This is a genomic window from Streptomyces sp. 840.1 (genome assembly GCF_003751445.1).
GTDB lineage: Bacteria > Actinomycetota > Actinomycetes > Streptomycetales > Streptomycetaceae > Streptomyces.
On the sequence record NZ_RJUU01000003.1, the window covers coordinates 674,363 to 695,040 of the forward strand.

Annotated in this window: 22 protein-coding genes, 1 tRNA gene and 1 pseudogene; 11 read left to right on the forward strand and 13 right to left on the reverse strand. The window is 70.1% G+C overall.

Annotated features, from left to right (window positions below; genetic code table 11):
* The first annotated feature begins 223 nt into the window (after window positions 1-223).
* Window positions 224-1,621, forward strand: a complete 1,398-nt coding sequence (locus EDD93_RS35470) for a hypothetical protein (RefSeq protein WP_148083926.1) — start codon at window positions 224-226, stop codon at window positions 1,619-1,621.
* 150 nt (window positions 1,622-1,771) lie between these two features.
* A complete protein-coding gene (locus tag EDD93_RS40590) occupies window positions 1,772-2,227 on the forward strand; it encodes an amidohydrolase family protein (RefSeq protein WP_123530429.1) in 456 nt (151 codons plus the stop codon).
* Here the strand turns inward: EDD93_RS40590 and EDD93_RS35480 are convergent.
* The 4 genes from EDD93_RS35480 to EDD93_RS35495 form a co-directional block, all read right to left on the reverse strand.
* Window positions 2,118-2,540 (reverse strand): nuclear transport factor 2 family protein, encoded by a 423-nt coding sequence (locus EDD93_RS35480; RefSeq protein WP_123530430.1) that lies wholly within the window; start codon window positions 2,538-2,540, stop codon window positions 2,118-2,120. The genes EDD93_RS40590 and EDD93_RS35480 overlap by 110 nt on opposite strands.
* Window positions 2,541-2,676: 136 nt before the next feature.
* Window positions 2,677-3,429, reverse strand: coding sequence for an SDR family NAD(P)-dependent oxidoreductase (locus EDD93_RS35485; RefSeq protein WP_123530432.1), 753 nt, complete (start codon window positions 3,427-3,429; stop codon window positions 2,677-2,679).
* A gap of 172 nt (window positions 3,430-3,601) precedes the next feature.
* Window positions 3,602-4,033 (reverse strand): Rrf2 family transcriptional regulator, encoded by a 432-nt coding sequence (locus EDD93_RS35490; protein ID WP_123530434.1) that lies wholly within the window; start codon window positions 4,031-4,033, stop codon window positions 3,602-3,604.
* 78 nt (window positions 4,034-4,111) lie between these two features.
* Entirely contained in the window at window positions 4,112-4,588 is a 477-nt protein-coding gene (locus tag EDD93_RS35495) for a VOC family protein (protein WP_123530436.1), read from the reverse strand.
* An 89-nt stretch (window positions 4,589-4,677) separates the two neighbouring features.
* On the opposite strand from EDD93_RS35495, the gene EDD93_RS35500 reads away from it, so the two are divergent.
* From EDD93_RS35500 to EDD93_RS35510, 3 genes are all read left to right on the forward strand, one after another.
* Window positions 4,678-5,259 carry a TetR/AcrR family transcriptional regulator gene (locus EDD93_RS35500; protein WP_123530438.1) on the forward strand — a complete coding sequence of 194 codons (582 nt, stop codon included), beginning with the start codon at window positions 4,678-4,680 and terminating at the stop codon, window positions 5,257-5,259.
* Complete coding sequence (locus tag EDD93_RS35505; RefSeq protein WP_260256149.1) at window positions 5,177-6,010, forward strand: NADPH-dependent F420 reductase; 834 nt, start codon at window positions 5,177-5,179, stop codon at window positions 6,008-6,010. The genes EDD93_RS35500 and EDD93_RS35505 overlap by 83 nt, the downstream gene beginning before the upstream one ends.
* Before the next feature lie 113 nt (window positions 6,011-6,123).
* Window positions 6,124-6,888 carry an SDR family NAD(P)-dependent oxidoreductase gene (locus EDD93_RS35510; RefSeq protein WP_123530443.1) on the forward strand — a complete coding sequence of 255 codons (765 nt, stop codon included), beginning with the start codon at window positions 6,124-6,126 and terminating at the stop codon, window positions 6,886-6,888.
* A gap of 525 nt (window positions 6,889-7,413) precedes the next feature.
* Here the strand turns inward: EDD93_RS35510 and EDD93_RS35515 are convergent.
* The 3 genes from EDD93_RS35515 to EDD93_RS35525 all read right to left on the reverse strand — a co-directional run bounded on the left by EDD93_RS35515 (window position 7,414) and on the right by EDD93_RS35525 (window position 8,857).
* A complete protein-coding gene (locus EDD93_RS35515; protein WP_123530445.1) occupies window positions 7,414-7,857 on the reverse strand; it encodes a DUF2267 domain-containing protein in 444 nt (147 codons plus the stop codon).
* Between the two features lie 71 nt (window positions 7,858-7,928).
* Window positions 7,929-8,324 carry a DUF2267 domain-containing protein gene (locus EDD93_RS35520; protein ID WP_123530447.1) on the reverse strand — a complete coding sequence of 132 codons (396 nt, stop codon included), beginning with the start codon at window positions 8,322-8,324 and terminating at the stop codon, window positions 7,929-7,931.
* Between the two features lie 101 nt (window positions 8,325-8,425).
* On the reverse strand, window positions 8,426-8,857 hold the full coding sequence (locus EDD93_RS35525) for an Hsp20/alpha crystallin family protein (RefSeq protein WP_123530449.1): 432 nt from the start codon (window positions 8,855-8,857) through the stop codon (window positions 8,426-8,428).
* A 128-nt stretch (window positions 8,858-8,985) separates the two neighbouring features.
* Here EDD93_RS35525 and EDD93_RS35530 point away from each other — a divergent pair, with 128 nt between their 5' ends.
* From EDD93_RS35530 to EDD93_RS40880, 3 genes and pseudogenes are all read left to right on the forward strand, one after another.
* Complete coding sequence (locus tag EDD93_RS35530; protein ID WP_123530451.1) at window positions 8,986-9,615, forward strand: type III effector protein; 630 nt, start codon at window positions 8,986-8,988, stop codon at window positions 9,613-9,615.
* A gap of 182 nt (window positions 9,616-9,797) precedes the next feature.
* The gene (locus EDD93_RS35535) at window positions 9,798-10,052 is read left to right on the forward strand and encodes a hypothetical protein (protein WP_123530453.1); all 255 of its coding nucleotides are present in this window, start codon (window positions 9,798-9,800) and stop codon (window positions 10,050-10,052) included.
* A 73-nt stretch (window positions 10,053-10,125) separates the two neighbouring features.
* Window positions 10,126-10,311 (forward strand): annotated as a pseudogene (locus EDD93_RS40880) (site-specific integrase); the annotation flags it as partial.
* A gap of 118 nt (window positions 10,312-10,429) precedes the next feature.
* Here EDD93_RS40880 and EDD93_RS35545 read toward each other — a convergent pair.
* A tRNA-Pro gene (locus tag EDD93_RS35545) sits at window positions 10,430-10,503 on the reverse strand.
* Window positions 10,504-10,631: 128 nt separating this feature from the next.
* Here EDD93_RS35545 and EDD93_RS35550 point away from each other — a divergent pair.
* Together EDD93_RS35550 and EDD93_RS35555 are read left to right on the forward strand one after the other, a co-directional pair.
* A complete protein-coding gene (locus EDD93_RS35550) occupies window positions 10,632-11,333 on the forward strand; it encodes a transketolase (protein WP_123530455.1) in 702 nt (233 codons plus the stop codon).
* 64 nt (window positions 11,334-11,397) lie between these two features.
* A complete protein-coding gene (locus EDD93_RS35555; RefSeq protein ID WP_123530457.1) occupies window positions 11,398-12,300 on the forward strand; it encodes a transketolase family protein in 903 nt (300 codons plus the stop codon).
* A gap of 37 nt (window positions 12,301-12,337) precedes the next feature.
* Here EDD93_RS35555 and EDD93_RS35560 read toward each other — a convergent pair whose 3' ends face one another.
* Window positions 12,338-13,285 carry an NAD-dependent epimerase/dehydratase family protein gene (locus EDD93_RS35560; protein ID WP_123530458.1) on the reverse strand — a complete coding sequence of 316 codons (948 nt, stop codon included), beginning with the start codon at window positions 13,283-13,285 and terminating at the stop codon, window positions 12,338-12,340.
* A gap of 182 nt (window positions 13,286-13,467) precedes the next feature.
* On the opposite strand from EDD93_RS35560, the gene EDD93_RS35565 reads away from it, so the two are divergent.
* Window positions 13,468-14,193, forward strand: coding sequence for a TetR/AcrR family transcriptional regulator (locus EDD93_RS35565; protein WP_123530460.1), 726 nt, complete (start codon window positions 13,468-13,470; stop codon window positions 14,191-14,193).
* A gap of 109 nt (window positions 14,194-14,302) precedes the next feature.
* Here the strand turns inward: EDD93_RS35565 and EDD93_RS35570 are convergent, their stop codons facing one another.
* The 4 genes from EDD93_RS35570 to EDD93_RS35585 form a co-directional block, all read right to left on the reverse strand.
* Complete coding sequence (locus EDD93_RS35570; protein WP_123530462.1) at window positions 14,303-16,501, reverse strand: right-handed parallel beta-helix repeat-containing protein; 2,199 nt, start codon at window positions 16,499-16,501, stop codon at window positions 14,303-14,305.
* A complete protein-coding gene (locus EDD93_RS35575) occupies window positions 16,498-17,964 on the reverse strand; it encodes a M1 family metallopeptidase (protein WP_123530464.1) in 1,467 nt (488 codons plus the stop codon). The genes EDD93_RS35570 and EDD93_RS35575 overlap by 4 nt, the downstream gene beginning before the upstream one ends.
* Entirely contained in the window at window positions 17,961-19,634 is a 1,674-nt protein-coding gene (locus tag EDD93_RS35580) for an extracellular solute-binding protein (protein ID WP_123530466.1), read from the reverse strand. Before EDD93_RS35580 ends, EDD93_RS35575 begins: the two co-directional genes overlap by 4 nt.
* 103 nt (window positions 19,635-19,737) lie before the next feature.
* Window positions 19,738-20,598, reverse strand: a complete 861-nt coding sequence (locus EDD93_RS35585) for a carbohydrate ABC transporter permease (RefSeq protein ID WP_123531620.1) — start codon at window positions 20,596-20,598, stop codon at window positions 19,738-19,740.
* Between the last annotated feature and the right edge of the window lie 80 nt (window positions 20,599-20,678).

Genomic DNA, 20,678 nt, shown 5'->3' on the forward strand with positions numbered 1-20,678 from the left:
ATCGGTGCGGATCCGAGTCCGGATCGGCGCCTTTGCCGCCCGCACCGCCAGCCGCGGCCGCACTCCGGTCGACCGCGAGGCCGGCCCCCGAGTTCCGGGCCGCGGACCAAGAACGCTGCCGGACCGGCCGCGTCCTCCACATCCCCATGCCTGGTTGACAGTTGACACATCGCACTATTCACTCGCGTCTCAGTGACGTGGGCTTTCAGCAACGGGGGGCAACATGCGCAGGAGTCGGAACTGGCTGGTACTGGCCGCGGCCGTGCTCAGCCTGGCGGCAGCGGGGATAACCCCAGGTGCCGCCCAGACCCAGGAGGAGGTCTACGACGAAGTCAGGCCACTCACCAGCACCACCGAGGCAGCCAAGCTCCGGCTCGAGGAGCGCAGAGTCTCCAGCGCCACCCTCACAGAGCTCGGCTCCCGTCTGAAAAAGGTCGGGGTGGCCGAGGTCCTGGCCAGCGCCAACCACACGATGAGAAATTCGGCCGACTGCTACCCGCAAGAAGTACGGGCGTTCCCCGTGAATCCCGCACCCGCTTCCGCCTACTGCTGGGACACGGGCGACGCGTACACCCAGCGCTGGCTCCCGCAGGGCGTGACCTCCTCGGGCGATGCGGACGACGACGGCCTGTGGGGTGACGACAAGGTCATGCTGTCCGGCTGGAAGTCCAACGACAGTCTGTTCGTCGACTTTCCCGCCATGCTGGACAAAGACCCCAACGGGCAGCATCTGGCACGCGTGGCCTTCATCGACGCAAACAACCCCAGCTCGCTCTCCTATCGCTGGGTACTGCTCGTGATTCCCACCGAGGGCGGGGCCAACTTCGACAACGCCGGGGTCCAGCTGGGCGGCATGGTGTGGTTCGGGGACAAGCTGATCGTCACGGCCAAGGGCGGGGACCCCAGCACCAACGCCCTGTACGTCTTCTCCATGAACCACATCCTGCAGGCCACCGCGAACAGCAACGCGATCGGCAGGGTGGCCGGCGGCTACTCGGCCCACGGCTACCAGTACGTCATGCCGGCCATCGGCTCGTACGGCCTGAGCAAGAAGTGCGATTCCGCAGCGGGCATCGCCTGCCCTGCCCACGTCTCCCTCGACCGCAGTGCCACTCCGGACAGCATCGTCCTGAACGAGTACCAGCCCTCCGGCACCCCCAAGATCGGCAAGATGTGGGGCTACCAACTGGCTGCCCCGTCGGAGTCGGGTATGCCGCTGCTCAAGGACTCCTCCGGGCACGCGAACGTGTCGGAGATGTTCACGGCCGACATGGCCGGAGCGCAGGGCACCCTCTCCTACCGGGACCCGACGACCGGGAAGCGGTCCTGGTACCTGCCCAGGCACCGTGGCGGAGTCGGCCAGCGCGGCGTCTACCAACGTCGCGACGCCACCGGTGTGACGACCACGACGTGCGCCGGTACCGATGCACCGACCGCGTGCTGGGCCGCGAAGTCCCAGGGGCTGTCGCTCTGGTGGAGTACGAAAACGGTGTGGAGCCAGACCGAATGGGCCGCTGACAAGAACGCCAAGTGGGTGAACGAGGATGCGAGCAGCACCTGGAAGTCGCAGGTGATTCCCGAACGGCTGCTGTTCTCGGTTCCGTTGTCCCGCATGCCTTGACCTTTTCCTGGAGCCCGCGGTGGGGCAGGAGACCCCGCCGCCGGCTCATGCCGGGCGAGCCGGTCGTCATGCCCGATCTACACCTCACACCACGACGCTCCAGTCGCCCTGCCCAATCGATCGCCCTCCTGTCCAGCCAGGTAAGACGCGATCAGGTCGATCACCATCAATGCCGCCCATCAGTACGTCGAGGAGGACTCCAAGGGCACCATCGAGGTGGGCAGGCTCGCCGACCTCGTCATCCTGAGCGACACCCCCCTCACGATTCCCGAAGACGAGATCAAGAACATCGAGGTGCGGGAGACGGTCAAGGCGGCGTCACCGTCCACAGAGCACCCACGACCCCGAACGCGTCCACGTCAACACGATCGTCACCCCAGTACGCCTCCGCTGGCGCCCGTCGCGAACCGGCCTCCGGCAAGCCCGCGCCAGCGCTACGGCCGAGATCTTCCCCTGACTGGGCGGCTCGCCGAACTCGATGATGAGTACGATGTCCTCACTCCCGGCCGGCGTGGAACGCCTGATCGATGGTCAGCGTGTCCTCGTAGAGGTGCATGCGGACGATCCGGCCGCCCTCGACCACCAGGTGCATGGCCGACGGCGTAGTGAACTCCCGGCCGTTGGCCGCGATGGTATGGGTGAAGATCCCGAGCAGCATCACGTCACCGCCGTCGACCATCATGCGCTCCAGCACGACCTCGCTCTTGCCGTGCACGAAGTGCGGCCACAGCAGGGTGAAGTACGGGGCGACTTCCTCACGGCGGGTACGGCGGCCGGTCCAGGGCAGCGCGTCGCTGCCGGGGACGTACCAGTCGATGTCTGCCGCGAACAGCTCCTGAATGCCGTCCTGGTCCTGCTTGCCGAGGCGCTCCACGAACTGCTCGGCCACGGCCCGCGAGGTACGGGTATCTGCGTTCATCGCCCTTGTCCTTGTCTTTCATATGTATGAGAGGCGTCCGCCGGGGCGTCCGCCTCGGGAACAGGAAATGTCTGCGGCACGCATCGCGCAACGCACGGCGGTGCGGGCTGCTCCACGTAGATCCGCCGGACAGGCCCTAGAGTTGGGTGGCGCCGCCGTCGACGAACAGTTCCGCACCGGTGGTGAAGGAACTCTGGTCGCCGGCCAGGTAGAGGGCGGTGGCGGCGACCTCGTCGGGGCGACCGGCGCGGCCGAGCGGGGTCGGTGCTGCGGGCGCGGCCGCCGCGGACCGGTCGTCCTGCGGGAACGCGGCCCGCAGTTCGTCGCCGCCGGGAGTCTCGACGGGGCCGGGGGTGAGGGTGTTGACCCGGATCTGACGGCCGGCCAGTTCGGCGGCCCAGGTGCGGGCGAGGCTGCGGATCGCGGCCTTGGTCGCGGCGTAGACGCCCAGGCCCTGGGCGGGACGCAGGGCCGCACTGGAAGAGAGCAGAATCACCGAGGCGCCGGCCGACAGCAGCGGCAGGGCCTTTTGGACGGTGAAGATCGTGCCCTTGAGGTTGACGGAGGTGGTGCGTTCGTACTCCTCCTCGGTGATCTGGCCGAGAGGGCCGTAGTCCCCGAGGCCGGCGTTGGCGACGACGATGTCGAGGCGGCCGCTGCGCTCCTTGACCTCGGCGAAGAGCCGGTCGAGGTCGTCGAGTCGCGAGACGTCACCTTGGATACCGATCCCGCGGTCGCCGACCTGCGCGACGGCTGTGTCGAGTGCGGCCTCGCGGCGGCCGGTCAGATAGACCGTCGCTCCCTCGGCGGCGAACCTGCGCGCGATGGCCAGGCCGATGCCGGTAGAGGCGCCGGTCACCAGGGCGGTCTTGTCGTCGAGCTGTCCCATGAGGTTCTCCGATTCTTGAGGTAACCAAACTTGTTACATTGAAGTCCGCAGAAACGGCCACCTTCGCGATCGACAGCTCGGACGAAGGGGTTGGATGCATGCAGACCTTCCGACAGCGCGGCAAGGTGCCGTGGCTGTCGTGGCGCACCCGCCAGGAATCGCGGGACACCCCTCAGGCGGCTTCGAGCACGTCCCGCAGGACGTCTTCCAGTGTCGTTCTCGCCAGCTCCTTGCGGAGGGTGGCCTCGATCCCTCCGTAAACCGAACCCAGCACGGGCCCGATGCCGCGGCCCACGACGCACTCCGGGTCGGGGGCCGAGCGATGGAGGGCGAAGACCGGCCCCGGCTCGACCGCCTCATGGACATCGAGCAGGGTGATCGCCTTCAGGTCCCGCGAAAGCGTCCAGCCGGCACCGGCGCCTCGCCTCGAGTCGACCAAGCCCGCCCGGCGCAGCTCGGACAGGAGGCGACGGATCACCACCGGGTTGGTGTTGACGCTCGTCGCGATCTGCTCGGAGGTGGCGACGTCGTGACCACGGCGCTGGTACAGACCGATCCATGTCAGCGCATGCGCCGCAATGGTGAGTCTGCTGTTCGCGCTCATGCCGTCCCCGTTCCGTTCGCCCTCACCGCTGTCGTAACCATACTTGTTACGACGAGGTGCGGCAAGCGGCCTGCCCGCTCAGAGGGCCGAATCGAGAACGGCAGGTCCGGCATGCGGCGAGTCGGCGGGGAACAGGTCGCGCAGCTGGGGGCGGTCGCTGTGCAGATCGCACAGTTCCACCACCATTCCGGACGGCCCCGTGTTGAGCAGGGGGTGCCCGCCGACCGTCGCGTAGGGGCCGAACCCCAGGGCCGACAGCCGCGCGTTCTCCTGGACGGTGTCGTCGACCCAGTAGCCGACGTGGTGGACACCACCGCCCGGCGCGGCCGCCAGTGGCGTGCCGGGGATCGATTCCCACAACTCGACGGCGAACGGCCCCCCTTCGGAGAAGGCCACGTGGCACTCGACCTCGTGCTCGGCACCCTGGGCGTCGGTCAGGGTCAGCGTGCGGACGCGAGTGGGGCGCCAGGACAGGCCGAACACCTCGGTGAACTCCCTCATGCCCCTTTCGAGGTCGTCGACAGCCACGCCGACATGCCAGATTCGCTGGTCCATTTCTTGCTCCCACTCCTCGATGGACAGTGCCCGCCTCAACGCTACGCCATAAGTGGGCACAGTGTCCGTTTAGCTGTTACGGTCCAACCATGACCGCCTCCAGCCGAGTGACCCGCGCCGACGCGGTACGCAACGTGAGTGCCATCCTGACCGCCGCGACGGAGGTCTTCCGGGACCTGGGAGCAGATGCCCCGCTCGATGAGATCCCCAGGCGGGCGGGGGTGGGCCGGGCGACGATGCACCGCCGTTTCCCCACGCGCGAGCATCTCTTCGCGGCGATTCTCCAGTCACAGGTGAACGCCCTCGTCGAGGCCGCGGGCATGCGGACCGCAGCCGCAGATCCCTGGCAGGCAATGCTGGAGTGGGTTGACGCATACGAGGAGATCGGCGCTCAGTATCGCGGGATGAGCGCCCGCCTCAGCACCGCACTGCTGGAGAACGTCTCCCCGGTCGGGGAGCTCTGCGCACCGATGAAGACCGCGTTCGACGTGCTGTTCCGGCGCGCCCAGGACCTGGCACACGTGCGCCGCGACATTTCCTCCGCCGACGTGCTCGCGATCATCTCGGCACTGCCGCGTGACCCGGACAGTGGCCGGGCGAGGACCGCCCACCTCGCCGTGGTCCTGGACGGATTGCGGCCATCCGTACAAGCGGTCGCACCCGCTGGATGACACGCCCGGAAACCGCTTCCCGGGCGATCAGCAGAACCCGGGAGCAACCAGGAAGAAGCAGGAGAGAGACATGGACATCTCCATCATCGGAAGCGGCAGCATCGGTGGCACGCTGGCGCGGCAACTCGCCGCGCGCGGACACTCGGTGACGATCGCGAACTCCCGGGGACCCGCGTCCCTCGCACAGCTCGCGAGCCGGACCGGGACAACTGCTGCCGAGACGGCCGATGCCATGGCGCGCGCCCAGGTGCTGATCCTCAGCGTACCGATGGGTGCGCTGCCCGGACTCGGCCCCATGGTGGGCAGCCATCTGCCGGATGACGCCGTTGTCGTCGACACCAGCAATTATGTCCCCGAGTTCCGTGACGAGCGCATTCCCGCGATCGACGGCGGGCTCACGGAGAGTCTCTGGGTCGCGCGGCAGCTTGGCCGTCCTCTCCTCAAGGCCCTGAACACCGTCGGCGCGGCGAGCCTCGCCGCAGGAGGCCGCTCGCACGGGGATCCCGCCCGGATCGCCGTTCCGGTGTCCGGCACCGACGCGGCCGCCAAGGAGGTCGTCACGGTGTTGCTCGACGAGCTCGGCTTCGACGGATTCGACGCCGGTGACCTGGAGACCTCCTGGCGGCAGGAGCCGGGGACCCCGGTCTACACGACGGACCTGCCTCTCGACCGAGCGCGCGAGGCCGTCGCCGCCGCCGTGCGCAGCGATACCGACCTCTGGCGCAAGCGCATGGCGCAGAGGCGGCCGTGACGGTCCCGCCCCACGGCACGCCGGAGTGAAGTCCAAGGACCTCGGCCAGGACCGGGGCGGCGGGAGCGGACACGACACCGACGCCGCGTCTGGACCAAGCGAAGGAGCACGTCATGAACAGAAAGCTCGACGGGACCGTGGCACTGGTGACTGGCGCGAGCAGCGGCATCGGCGAGGCGACAGCACGCGCCCTCGCCGGGCAGGGGGCGGCCGTGGCCCTGGTGGCCCGGCGCCGTGACCAGCTGACGAGGGTCGCAGAGGCGATCCGGTCCGACGGAGGCACTGCACTGGAGATCGAGGCGGACATCACCGACAGGGCCGCGGCGCGGGACGCCGTGCAGCACACGGTGGAAGTACTGGGCCGCCTGGACACCGTGGTCAACAACGCGGGCCTCATGCTCATCGGCCCGTTCGCGCAGGCCCCGGCCGACGAGTGGGACCGGATGCTCGCGATCAACGTGCAAGGGCTGCTGTACATCACCCAGGCCGCGCAGCCCCATCTGGTGCGTGCCGCCGAGGACGCCCCGCGCAAGGTGGCGGACATCGTCAACATCAGCTCCACCGCCGGGCGGGTGGCCGGCGCCGGGAACGCCGTCTACAGCCTGACCAAAACCGGAGTCGTCGCGTTCACCGAGGCGCTGCGCAAGGAGCTGCTGCCTCAGCGCGTCCGCGTGAGTGTGGTCGAGCCTGGCACCGTCGACACCGAACTCGGCACCCACGTGCGCGCGGACCTCCAAGAAGCCATCGCACGCCAGACCGAGGGCCTGGAGAAACTGCACCCCGGGGACATCGCGGACGCGGTCACCTACATCATCACCCGCGACCGCCGTGTCGCGGTCAACGAGCTGCTTGTCCGGGCCGGCGGCCAGACTTGGTGATCATGAGGCCAGGGACGGAGGCCGGGCTCCTCGGCGTGGGTTCCGACCAGGCGATTCACCCCGTCTCGCCACACGCACTCTCCGGAGGGTGGTTCGTGACTCCTTGAGGGTTTCTCTCGTCGCCTGGTGGTGTGGGTGCGAGTGGAATCCACTGGTCCGCAGCTGATGGTCTGCTGACGCACCGCGCAGGATCTCGCACGCCGAGGCGGACAGGCATCCGCGCCCTCATGCCAGGTCCCGAGCCGGCTCACCTGAACTCACGCCCACCAAGATCGATAGAACAACAGCTTCTCAGGGCTCCCGGCGGGGCGTGAGAGTCGGACCGGGTGCGGGCAAGGCGCCCTTGGGACGGCTGCGCCGAGGTGCTCCTCCGAACGGTCATCCACAGCCGTTCTCGTAACTTCTTCTGCGGGCCGCAGCAAAGGTGAAGTCCCCGATCTCGTGGATCGGGGACTCCGCCCGTACGAGGCCGTCCCGCAGAGGGATCGGGCGGACCACTGTTGCGCCCCGGTGCCGGGCGGCTGGTTATGCGGCAGGGGCAAGTTCGGCGCGGCCGAAGAGCAGGGCCCAGCCGGTGGGCAGCCGGCGCAGGATACGGGTGATCAGGCCCGCGCCGGCCTGGTCCGCGACGGCGGCGAAGACGGATCCGGTGTCCCAGCGGGTGGTGGCCAGGGAAGCGCCGGAGCGGGTGGCGAGGTCCTTGACGAAGGCCCAGCCGGTCAGCGGCTGGAGGTCGGGGATCTGTGCGGTGAGCACTCGCGCGGCCTCCAGCGGCAGGCAGGCGGCGAGGTCGACACGTTCGTCACCGGTCAGCTGCCGTCCGAGCCCTCCCAGGACGAGGCGGACGGCTTCGTCGGCCCGGTCACGGGTGGGGTAGGCGCCCTCGTAGCGGACCTTCTCCAGCATCTGCTCGTACGCCGTCCCGTAGGACTGCTGGTGCTCAAGCGATACGCGCACGTCGGTGATCACTGCGGTGTATGCCTTTCATCGGAGCCGGGATGGGGTGGTGCCCGGGGACGTGGCACCACCCCGGGACTTGGTCAGGTGAGTTGGGGGCGGCCGAAGAGCAGGTCGTAGCCCGTGGGGAGCTGGAGCAGGATCTCGCCCATCAGGTCGTCGCCGGCGGTGTCGGCGACCGTGGACAGTACGGCGCTGACGTCCCAGGCCGCGGTGCGCTCGGTGGCGCCCTCGATCCACGCGGCGGCCGCGCGGACGAACCGCTCCGGGGACAACGGCTCGGCGCTCTGCAGCGGGTTGAGCAGGATCAGCGCGAACTCCTCCGGCAGGCGTGCCGCCATCCGGGCACGGACGTCACCTACCAGGTGCGCGCCGAGCAGGGCGAGAACCACGCGGGCCACCCTCTCCGCCTCGTCCAGGGATTCGTACGCGCCACGTTCCCTCACGTGGGCGAGGAAGGCTTCGTGTCGCATCGTCATCTCGGCCGCCGTCCCGTTTCGTCTTCGGACTGCCCAGGGGGTGCGGAGAGCGGGGTGAGGGGGGAGATCAGGTGTCCGCCCTCCGCACCGGTCCGGCGATGTCAGCCGGAGATCTCCTTGTGACCGGAGCCGACGCCGACGGAGATCTTGCGGGGCTTGGCGCGCTCGGCGATCGGGATGCGCAGGGTGAGCACGCCCGCGTCGTAGCCGGCCTGGATGCGCTCGGTGTCCAGGGAGTCGGCGAGCACGATCTGACGGGAGAAGGCGCCCAGCGGCCGCTCGGACAGCTCCATCGCGACGTCGTCGGCCTTCGCCGTGGGGCGGCGCTCAGCCTTGACGGTGAGCATGTTGCGCTCGACGTCGATGTCGATCGCCTCCGGGCTCACGCCGGGGAGGTCGAAGGCCACCACGAACTCGTCGCCCTCGCGATAGGCGTCCATAGGCATCGCCGACGGCTTCGACCAGGTGCCAGGACCGGCCAACTGCTGCGCCAGGCGGTCCAGCTCACGGAAGGGGTCAGTACGCATCAACATCGTGAAACACCTCCAGCAGGGTTCGGGCAGTTGCTGCCAATGCGCTGCACTGACACTGTTGTAGCATGTCATCCAATGGATGACAAACACGATGTCGTCAATGAGATGACACCATGAGGGAGGTGCCTATGACCGGAGCAGACCAGCCGCGCATCAGCCACTCGGATGCCCACGGCCCGGCGTCGTTCCCCGCCGCCGCGGCGGCCCTGAGCACCATCAACGACGCCCTGCACACAGCCGGGCACCGGGCTCCTGACAGGCCCGGCGCCGGGCCCGGCCCGGAGCAGGCCCTGGCCTCTCTGGTGCTGCTGCGGCAGGTTCGCGAGCAGCTCGCCGGGTGGGAGACCGGCCTGATCGAGACCGCTCGCGACGCGGGCGCCAGCTGGGCCGACCTCGCCCATCCTCTCGGCGTCGCCAGCCGCCAGGCCGCCGAACGCCGCTATCTACGGGGCCGCCCCGGCACCGCCGGAACCACCGGTGAACAGCGCGTCACCGCCACCCGCGAAGCCCGTGCCGCCGAACGCACCACCGCCGCGTGGGCCCGCGCCCACGCCGCCGACCTGCGCCGCCTCGCCGGCCAGATCACCGCCCTCACCGACCTGCCCACAGCCGCCCACCGCCCACTCGGCGAACTCCACGCCGCCCTCGCCAACAACGACCCCGCCGATCTCATCGCCCCCCTGGCCGCCACCCACCCCCACCTGACCGCCACCCACCCCGACCTCGCCACCCAACTCGACCACCTCACTCCCCCCTGACCCCCGCCCGATTCACGGCTACACCAGCCCGGACAGGCCCAGCCCGCTCCCCCGCCTGGACACGCCGATCCAGCAGGGAGGCTCCGGGACCCGGCGAACCCACCCCGTGGTGCCGAAGTGGAAGCCGTCGTACTCGAACGCGGCAAGCGCGGTTCCGGTGCGGCCCAGGTCTTCAGGTCGGCGTGACCGTAGGGAGAGAACAGCTCGTCCTCGACCAGGCCGACCGGACCGGGGTGCTCGGTGCGGCCGCCTACGCCGCCTCCTTGATGCAGGCACGGACGCGACAGGACCTGCTCGACCGCATCTGCCGGCACGGGACGCTTCAGCGCCACAATCGGCGGAGCGGGCACCTTGCCGAGCGCGGCCTGGATGACAGCAGCCTCCTCCGGCGCCGCTGCCGCCTCTCCGACGATCTGCGCTACACGCTCATCGAGTAGCCGCGATGAGCGTTCGGTCTCGGCGTCCGGAACCGTCTCTACGGCGGCGAAAAGCTGCGTTGGGCGAAGGCGGTTCGCCGACGCCGGCGTCCAAGTACACGTCCCCCGCAGGATCGCCGGCCAAGGTTCACTGACCACCACCCAGCGCTACCTGCACCCGGACGTCCACAAAATCACGGCTGCCGGGGCGGCGCTGTCGGCCCACTTCGACGTGCTGTGCGCTCCGCGCTCGCTGCCGAGCCTCATCGTCATGACTCGCCGACCCCTGACCCAGTCAAGGAGGCCGGCCTCAGCCGGTCCCCACCCGGCTCCCGGAAACGAGTCAGGGCCGGTTTCGGATTGCTCCGAAACCGGCCCTGATCTGCGACTGCCTCCAGTCGGGACGACAGGATTTGAACCTGCGACCCCTTGACCCCCAGTCAAGTGCGCTACCAAGCTGCGCCACGTCCCGATACCCGTCTGACCTGGGGTTTCCCCTGGCCGAACGCGCATGAGAACAATACCGCACTTCAACGGGTGGTTACGAACACCTTTTGGGCGCTTGACCTCAACCATGCTTGATGTTGAAGGCTGTGGCACATGACGCAAACGACCGCCGCACCCGCACCCGCCTACCGTGATCTGCACCGGCTGATGAGCCTGATGACCGGCGACGAGAAGCACGGCCCGGCCGCCACCTCCACGCTCGACGCCCTGTGGGTGCTGTACGACCGGGTGCTGCGGGTGTCGCCGGAGAACGTGGACGCCCCCGACCGCGACCGCTTCCTGCTGTCGAAGGGGCACGGGCCGATGGCGTACTACGCCGTCCTCGCGGCGCACGGGTTCTTCGGCGAGGAGCTGCTCGCCGGGTTCGGCTCGTACGAATCGCCGCTCGGCCACCACCCCGACCGGCTGCTGGTGCCCGGGGCCGAGATCGGCAGCGGCTCACTGGGGCACGGGCTGCCGCTGGCCGTGGGTACCGCGCTGGGGCTGCGGGCCCAGGGCCTGACCGGTCCCCGCGTGTGGGTGCTGACCGGGGACGCGGAACTGGACGAGGGCAGCAACCACGAGGCGATCGCTTACGCGGCCCCGGCGGGCCTCGACCGGCTGCACACCGTGGTGATCGACAACGCCTCGGCGTCGTACGGCCGCCCCGGCGGCATCGCGGACCGGTTCGGGACGGCGGGCTGGTCGGTGGCCTCCGTGGACGGGCAGGACCACGAGGAGCTGTACGCCGCCTTCACCGCGCCCCACCCCGGGCAGCCGCGCGCCGTGGTGGCCCGGGTCACCCCCAAGCGCTGAGCCCTCCGCCCCGCCCGCACGTCAGCACACCGCAACCACGCACGGAAGAAGAGGAAGACCCCAGATGGACACGATGCGCGACCGATTCATCGCGACCACCTCGCGCATGCTCGACGAGGACCCCAGGCTGGCACTCGTACTGGCCGAGATCAGCCGGGACGGCTTCGAGCAGGCCGAGCGCACCCACCCCGACCGCGTCGTCAACGTCGGCATCCGGGAGCAGCTGCTCATCGGGGCCGGGGCCGGAATGGCGCTCACCGGGCTACGGCCGATCGTGCACACCTTCGCCAGCTTCCTGGTGGAGCGACCCTTCGAACAGGTGAAGCTGGACTTCGGCCATCAGGGCGTCGGCGCGGTGCTGGTCAGCGCCGGAGCCTCCTACGACTGGCCGGCCGGCGGGTTCACCCACATGGCGCCCGGCGACGTCGCCCTCCTGGACACCCTCGACGGCTGGACCGTGCACGTTCCGGGGCACCCCGACGAGGCCGAGGCACTGCTGCGGGAGGCCGCCACCGGCGACGACCGGGTCTACGTGCGGTTGTCGCTGCAGTCCAACGAGCGGGCGCGCCCGGTCGGCGGGGCGGGCGGGTTCACCGTCGTGCGTGAGGGAACGGGCGGCGTGGTGATCGCCGTCGGGCCGATGCTCGACAACGTCCTCGCGGCGACCGAGGGCCTCGGCACGACCGTGCTCTACGCGACGACGGTGCGGCCCTTCGACGGGGACGGTCTGCGCCGGGCGGTGGGCGACCGGCCGACCGCCGACGTGGTCGTCGTCGAGACGTATCTGGCGGGCACGTCCACCGCGGCGGCCAACGACGCACTCGCCGGTCTCCCGCACCGGATCCTGGGCCTCGGCGTCGCCCGCGAAGAGCTGCGCCGGTACGGGCGGATGGACGAGCACCTGAGCGCTCACGGCCTGGACCCGCGGGGCCTGCGGCAGCGGATCGGCGCGTTCCTCGGGCGGTGACACCCGACGGCCGGTGCCGGCCGGTGCGGCGGCGCACTCAGCGCGCCGCCAGCAGGTCGCCGTACCACGCGAGCGTGGCATCGACCGTGGCGGAGAGCGGGTTGGGCACCAGGCCGTACGCCTTCTCGATGGCTGAGGAATCGACGATCTGCGCCTCCGTGTGCTGGTAGAACATCTCGGCGTACGCCTCCATGAACACCTCGTCGAACGGCCCGAAGGCCCGGGGCTCCGAGACGACGGTCAGGGTCAGCGGACGGCCGACGCGCTCCGCGATCATGTCCAGAATCCGGCGCGTGGTGAGCGCGGGGGCCGTGGGCAGGTGCCAGACCCGGCCGTCGCCGTCCGGGTTCTCTCCCAGCGTCGCGAGGCCGGCCGCCACATCACCGATGTACGTGTAGCTGTGCGGCAGGTCGATGTCGCCGAAGGCCGGGACCTCTCCCCCGGTCAGCGCGGCCGGGAACACCGCGCCGCCGAGCGTGGAGTTGAGGACACCGGGCCCCACGAAGTCGGCCGACCGGCCCAGCACGACCCGCAGCCGGCCCTCGGCGTGCGCGGCGAGGTAGCGGGTGTCCAGCTCGGCGCGCATCAGCCCCTTGCCTGTCGTCGCGTTCCACGGAGTGTCCTCGGTCATGACCGCGCCGTGCGTCTCGCCGTAGGGGTAGAGCGTGTCGAGCACGACGAGGCGCGCGCCCTGGCCTTCGGCCGCCGCCATTACGGCCTGCTGGATCCGGGGCATGGTCTCGACCTGGAGGTGGTACGCCACGTTCACGCAGTGGTACACCACGGCCGCGCCCTCGACCGCAGCCCGAGCGCCCTCGGGGGTGGCGACATCGGCGGCGAACCGGTCGACGCCTTCGAGCGCCGGCCCGGTGCCCGCCCGGTCGACGAGGCGGACCGGGTGGCCCCGGCGGACGAGTTCGACGGCGAGCGCGGTGCCGGCGGGGCCGGCGCCGAGAACTACCTGAAGATCACGCGTGGCGGTCATGGGGACTCCCTGTGATTCGAAGTGTCGTGGAGCGGTACGCGCCCGGCTTCAGCCGGTCGGAACCGGATACCGTTATGGCTCATCGCTTCTGTTAGAGACAGTAACTCTCGCGAGAAGCCATCGCAAGCCTCGCTGTTAGACTCCGTAACTGAAGTGAGCTTGCTTAACGAGAGGGGTCCGGGATGGCCGGGGCACAGCAGGGGCCGCGGGCCCGGTACCGGGAGCAGACCCGGGCGGAGATCAAGGACGCGGCCTTGCGGCAGCTGGCCGACGGGGGTGTGGCAGGGCTCGCGCTCACCCGGATCGCCAAGGACATGGGCCTGTCGGGGCCGGCGCTCTACCGCTACTTCGCAAGCCGCGACGACCTGCTGAACGCGCTGATCAGGGACGCCTACGACGATGCCGCTTCGGCTGTCGCCACGGCGGCGGACCGGTCGGCGGCAAAGGCGCGCAGCCCACGGGAGCGGCTGCGCTCGCTCGCGGCGGCGTACCGGGCCTGGGCGGTCGGGGAGCCGCACCGCTACCTGCTGCTCCAGGGCTCCCCGGTCCCCGGATACGTCGCGCCCGCCGACACATTGGACCGGGCCCGCGCGGTGCTCGGGCCGTTCCTGCCGGTGTTCGCGGGCGGGGCGCCGGGCGCGGGTGTGGCCCCGGTGGTCGCGCAGATGTCCGACTGGCTCGGCGCGGACCCGGCCGTGGGCGGCTGGGTCCGCGAGTACGCGCCCGAGGCGGCCGCCGACAGCGCGGCGTGTGCGCGGGCGCTGGCCGGCGCACTGCTCACCTGGACACAGCTGCACGGATCGGTGGGCCTGGAGGCGACGGGCCAGTTCACCGGGATGGGCCACAGCGTGGACGCCCTGCTCGACGCACAGACCGGGATGCTGGCGGACGCCTTCGGGCTGGAGTGACCGGACGTCCCGCAACGCCGATCGCCGGACGGGCCCTGGGGCCGGTCCGGCGATCAGTGTGCGTATGCGGTGTGGCGCATACGGAGTGGCAGATGCGGTGCCGCGGGGGTCAGGGGTGGACGAGGACCTGGGAGAGCGCCACCCGGCCCGTGCCGGAGGACACGATCCGTACCGTGCGGGTCCGGCTGTCCAGGTTCACCAGCGTGGGGCGGAGCGCCTTCCCGCTGACGTGCACCGTTCCGTCGTCGGTGACGACGTCGAAGTCGGCCGTCGTGCTGGAGGCGTTGTTCCAGATCTCGACCTGCCGGATGTGCCGGACGGCGCCGAGGTCCGCCTGCCACCAGGCACCCGCCTCGGAGAGCGTGCGGGTGTCCGTGTTGGTGTCGGCGTCCAGGGCGAGCGCCGCCGTCGCCGTTCCGTCCGTCGATGACTGGGTGGCCGTGCCGGTGCGGGCCAGGTCGGCGCGGAGCTGCTCGACCGGGCCGCCCCGGGCGCCCGCCCGCGCGGCGACGGCGAGCGCCTCGGCGGGCAGCCGGTCGAGGCCCGTCAGGTTGTCCGTCATGACGGAGCCGGCACCGCCGAGAGCGGGGGCCGCGGTGTCGGTCCAGTTGCCGCGCGCGGTGTTCCGGATTCCGTAGTCCGCCCAGTTCGAGACCCACTTGTAGCCGATGCGGGTGATGACGTTGCGCTCGACAGTGATGTGCGAGGACTGCTCGTCGAGGTAGATGCCGTTGCCGTCGCGTTCGGTGTTGCCGTACGCGGAGCGGTTGATGTAGTTGCCGCTGAGGACCGTGCCGGGCTGCGCGCCCTGGGTGTAGATCGCACCGCCGTCGTGCTGCTGCTGTGCGACCTCCATGACGTCGGTGATGCGGTTGGCCGTCACCTTGTTGTCCCGCAGTACGGACTTCTGGGCCTCGGGCTGGTTCCAGCCCCAGCCGACCGAGACCGCTGAGTACGGGAGGTGGTCCAGGCTGTTGTGGTCGATGCTCAGACCGGCCTCGTACCCGGCCCAGATGCCCACCGAGTCGGTGTACTCGACGCCGGAGCGGCTGATGGTGTTGTACGCGACGGTGTTGCGCTCCCCCGCCAGGGACTGCTGGGGCATCGGTTCGGTGTCGCCGACGTACACGGCGCCCGAGGACAGGTCGGTGAAGGACGACCGGGTCAGCGCGCTGTCCTTGGTGCCGGCCTCCAGGATCGCGCCGGCCCCGCCGAGGTGGCTGAACCGGCCGCTGTCGATGCGCACCTGCCGTCCGCCGCGGACGGTGACCGCGGCGGACGGCTTGGTGTAGTAGCGGCCCGCGTGGTCGACGGGGCCGGTGGCGCCGGTCAGGGTGAGACCGGCCTGCATTCCCGCGTAACCCTCGTCGGTGCCGGGCTGGTGGTACGCCGCGTACGCGAAGCCGATCCCGCTGACGGTGACGTCGTGGGCGCCGTCGATGACGAGCAGCTGTTCGGTGTGCGGGGTGACGGTCCGCGCGCGGCGCATGTCCTCGCCCTTGCGCGGCAGGTAGGTGACGGTGCGCCCCTTCGAGTCCCAGGTGAACTCGCCCGGCTGATCCAGGAGTTCGGGAGCGTTCTCGAAGAAGGCGACGCCGCTGTAGCGGGTGGAGTCGACGGCGGTGGAGTCCCAGGCGGGTCCGGTGCGGTCGGTGCCGCTCGCCGAGTTGGTCCAGCAGGGCTGGACGAAGGTCATGGTGTCGCCGCTCACGCCGGCGATCCGGCAGTGGTAGTTGCGCCAGCGGACCCGGATCACGGCTTCGGCGTCGGTGGGGCGCTGCCAGTGGTCGATGCCGGTCGCGGTGGCGCCGGTCATTCCGGTGGCGGTGGCGTCGCAGGTGCTCGCCGGGCAGGCCTCGCCCCGGGCGCGGGTGGCGCGCCTGCCGTCGACGAAGAGCTGGCGCGGGGTGGTCCCGGCGGGGACGCGGGCGCTCCAGGTGCCGTCGGCGTCGCGGTGCCAGCCGGTGATGTCCTGCCCGCCGGAGAGGACGGGGTGGGCGCCGGGCGCTGCGGACCAGGTGGTGCCGGAGTCGTCCGGGCCGAGCTCCAGGGGCGCGTCGAGCCGGTAGGTGCCGTCCTTGAGGAGTACCCGGACGTCGCGCCCGTTCTCGGTGCGGGCCAGGTCGCGGGCGCCCTGCGGGGTGCAGGGGCGGACGGCGGTGCAGGAGGCGCCCCGGCCGTCGGGGGCCGCGTACAGGGTGCGGGTGCCGGGTGCCGCCTGGGCGGCCGGGGCGGCGAGGAGTGCTGCCAGGAAGACCGCGGTGGCCGTGGCGGCGGTTCCTCGCAGGGCGTTCGACGGGCGGTTCACGCGGTGGCCTTCCAGTCGGGGTGGCCGGGCATGGGCGGGTTGACGGCACCGAAGAGCCAGTCGCGCAGGAACGGGTCCAGCGACCGGTCGCCGGTGACGTCGGCGGTGTGCCGGATGAACTGTTCGGTGGTGTAGGTGGAGTCCTTGAAACGCTTGACCCACTCGCGCATGACCGTGTCGAACTTCCGTTGCCCGGCCCGCAGGCTCAGGGCGTACAGGACGAGTGCGCCGCCGTCGTAGATGTTGGTGCCGCCGAGTGCCTTGGGGAGTCCGGGCGGGCCGTCGGCCGCGCGGACGGCGTCGAGCTTCTCGTACGTCGCCCTCATCTTGTCCTCGAAGACGGACCAGCCGCGCTCCTCGCCGTACAGGCCGGCGTAGTAGACGGCGGGGCCCTCGTTGAGCCAGGCCTGCTGCCAGTCGTTCGGGGTGACGGAGTCGCCGAACCACTGGTGGACGAGCTCGTGGACCATGGTGGTCTCGTAGCCCGGCTGTCCGGCGGCGTTGGGTTTGAACCAGTTGGTGGAGAACAGCGACAGGGTCTGGTTCTCCAGTGCGTCGGTGTAGCCGTCGTAGATGTGGAGGCCGTAGACGGAGAAGGGGTAGCGGCCGAACTTCGCCTCCAGCCAGGCGAGATGGTCGGGGGTACGGGCCACGATCGGGCCGTACTTCTCCTCCTGTCCCTGGGGCACGATGTGCCGCAGCGGCAGGCCGCGGTGACTGGTGCCGTACAGGTAGGTGCCCTTGACGACGGCGATGCCGATGAGTTCGGTCGCCATCCGCTCGCGCAGCGCGAAGTGCCAGACGGCGGAGCCGTCGGCGCGGCGGGTGCGGTGGGTGAGTTCGCCGTTGGCGGTGGCGACGAAGCCCTTGGGCGCGCTGATGTGGAAGGTCCACGTCGCCTTGTCGGACGGGGTGTCGTTGCACGGCAGGAAGGTGTCGGCGCGGGAGGACTGGGCGGCCGAGGCGAACCCGCCGTCGGTGCCGAACTTCCAGCCGGTGAGACCGAGCCGTGGCGCCTTGCCGTTGCCCCGGTAGCGGACCTCGACGGTGAAGGCCTGTCCGTCGTGGAGCGGGCGGGCCGGGGTGATCGTGAACTCCTGGCCGCTCCGGCCGGCGGTGAGCTCCCAGGTCGCGGACCGGCCGGAGACCGTGACCGCGTCGATGGTGTGGCCGTCGGTGTCGAGGTTGAACGCGGAGAGGTCCTGGGTGGCCCTGGCGTTGATCTTCACCGTGCCGGAGAAGTCGTAGGTGACCGGGGTGAAGTGGAAGGCCAGATCGTAGTGGAGGACCTGGTAGCCGCCGTTGCCGAGCGTCGGGAAGAGCGGGTCCCCGACGCCGTTCGAGCCGGGCTGCGGGTCGAAGCGGTGCGGCCGGGCGGCGGCGGCCGGCGCGAGGGCCGGGACGGCTGCGGCCGCGACGGCAGCGGCGCCGCCGAGTCTGAGGGCTGTGCGTCGGGTCGTCACTTCTTCCCCTTCTGGGCGGCTTCCTCGAACTCGCCGCGGGCCTGCTCGGCGCCCTTGGCGAGGTAGTCCTTGACCAGCCGGTCGTAGGCGGACATGGACTTGCGGCCGGAGATGATGTCCTTGAGCGCGTCCTGCTTCAGCGAGTAGAGGCTGCCGGAGCCCTTGGAGTCCCAGGTGGGCGAGGAGTACTGGAGCGTCGGGTCCTGCTCCATGATCGGGATCATCTTGGTGAACGCCTCGTGCACATGGCGCACGCCGTCCTGCGAGTCGGCGCTGAAGATGGCCGGGACGGCCGAGGAGATGAACTTCCAGGGCACGGTGACGTCCTGGGTGCCCTGCTTGGTGAGCGCCGGGTTGCCCTTCGCGTCGCGGGTGAAGTCCTTTCCCTCGACCCCGTAGTTGATGAGCGTGTACTCCTGGCTGCCGAAGGGGGACGCGGCGAAGTCGGCCAGGGCCAGGATCTGGCGCACCCGCTCCCCGGACGCGTTCTTCACATAGGTGTTCTCCAGCTTGACGTTGTCCATCCAGGCGACGGGCGAGGAGCCGAACGGTACGAAGGGCCTCGGGTCGTACTTCTTGTCGATGGCCTTCATCGCCGCGATGTAGCCGACCCCGGGCGCCAGGTAGGTGGGCATGCCGTCGTAGACGTAGGCGCCCTTGCCGTTCTTGAACATGTCCGTGTACTGGGCCTTCTGCGCCCCGGACATCTGCAGGGTGCCCGGGTAGAAGCAGCCCGCCTGGTACAGCGACCGGGCGGTCTCCACCGCGTGACGGAACTCCGGGGTCTCCAGGTCGGTGGTGAACTTGCCGGTGGCGGCGTCCATCCGCCAGGCGTAGGGGGCACCGGCGGACATGGCGAGGACGTTCGTGACGCCCGCGATGATCGCGTACTGGTCCTTCTTGGGCCGGGTCAGCTCCTTGCACACCTCGACGAACCGGTCGAGGCCGGTGATCTGGTCGAGGCTGCTCACGCCGACTTCCTCGAACAGGTCGTGGCGGTAGAAACCCGCACCGCCGGTGCCGGTCCGTGCGATGGGAACGCCGTACAGCTTGCCGCCGAAGATCGCGCTCTGCCAGGCGCCCTTCGGTATCGCGGCCAGGTTGGGGTAGTCCTTGACCTTGTCCCCGGCGAGGTACGGGGTCAGGTCGGCGCACTTGGCGCGCAGGAAGGCCGCCTTGTTGTCGACGCCGCCGACCTCCGGGTACATGAAGAGGTCCGGCAGGCTGTCACTGGCGATCATGGTGGAGAACTTGGTGCCGTAGTCGTCAGCCGGTACGGCGGTGATGTCGACCTGGCCGCCGAGCAGCTCCTCGATCGCCTGCCAGGCGGCGTTCCTGCCGCGCGAGGGCGGCGGCGGCGAGAAGGTCTCCATCGTCGCTCGAATCGCCTTCGCACCCTTGAGCGGTGCACCCTTGGTGGCCCGCAGCGGCTTGGCGGGGTAGCTGAAGAAGCCCTGCGGGACACCGGCCGCGGTGCCGGCCAGGTCGGGCTTGAGACCGATGTTGCGGATCGCGGTGTCGGGGAGCAGCGAGGCGCTCTTGGCCTCGGCCTTGGCGGTCGTGCCGCCGTCGCCGCAGGCGGCGAGCAGCGGGGCGGCAGCCAGTCCCAGAGCGATGCCCGCACCCATGCGGAACAGCGCTCTGCGGTTGACGGGGGTAGAGCTCGGCACCTGAGTCTCCTTGGGAGAGGGAAGGGAAGGAGTGGGAGGACGGTGGTCGCGCTCAGAGGGTGCCGGGCCTCGTCCGCCCGGTCGGAGATCGCCCGGCGCCCTCTCAGCCCTTGACGGCGCCGGTGAGCACGCCCTTGGTGAAGTAGCGCTGGAGGAACGGGTAGACGCAGAGGATCGGTACGACGGCGATCACCAGGACCGCCATCTGGACGGCCTGCTGCGGGGCGAGCACCTCGTCGGCCGAGGCCGAGTTGAGGCTCTGGCCCTGGAGGACGTAGGTCCGCAGCACCATCGGCAGCGGCCATTTGTCGGAGTCGTTGAGGTACAGGAGCGAGTTGAAGAAGGCGTTCCAGTACGTCACCGCGTAGAAGAGGCTGATCACGGCGAGAACGGCCTTGGACAGTGGCAGGACGATGCGCACCAGGATGCGGAAGTCGCCCGCGCCGTCGACCTTCGCCGCGTCGTACAGCTCGTCCGGCAGGCTCATGAAGAAGGACCGCAGGACGACCAGGTTGAAGGCGCTGACCAGGGTGGGCATGACGAGCGCCGCGTAAGTGTCGTACAGGCCGAGCCCCTTGACCAGCAGGAAGTTCGGGATGATGCCCGCGTTGAACAGCATGGTGAACAGGGCGATCATCAGGATGGGCCGGGAGCCGGTGACATCGCGGCGGGAGAGCCCGTAGGCCATGCCGACGGTGACGAGCAGGCTGGCGAGGGTCCCGAATACGGTGATGCCCACGGAGACGAGAAGCGCCCGGGTGACGACGCCGCCCGTGAAGATCGTGCGGTAGGCGTCGAGGCTGGGGTGGTCGGGCCACAGGACGAGGCCGGAGGCCTTGATGATGTCGGTCTGCGAGGCGAAGCTCGTGCCGATGACGCCGACCAGTGGATAGGCCACGGCGAGGACGACCACGACGACGGCGACGGCCTTGGCGGTCTGTCCCATCCGGGTCGGGCGTTCCATCCACGGCGGCCTGCCGTCGGTCCTGCTCTTCCGGGCCGGCCGGGGCGCGGGTGCGGTGGTCGCCGTAGTGGCGCGGGTCT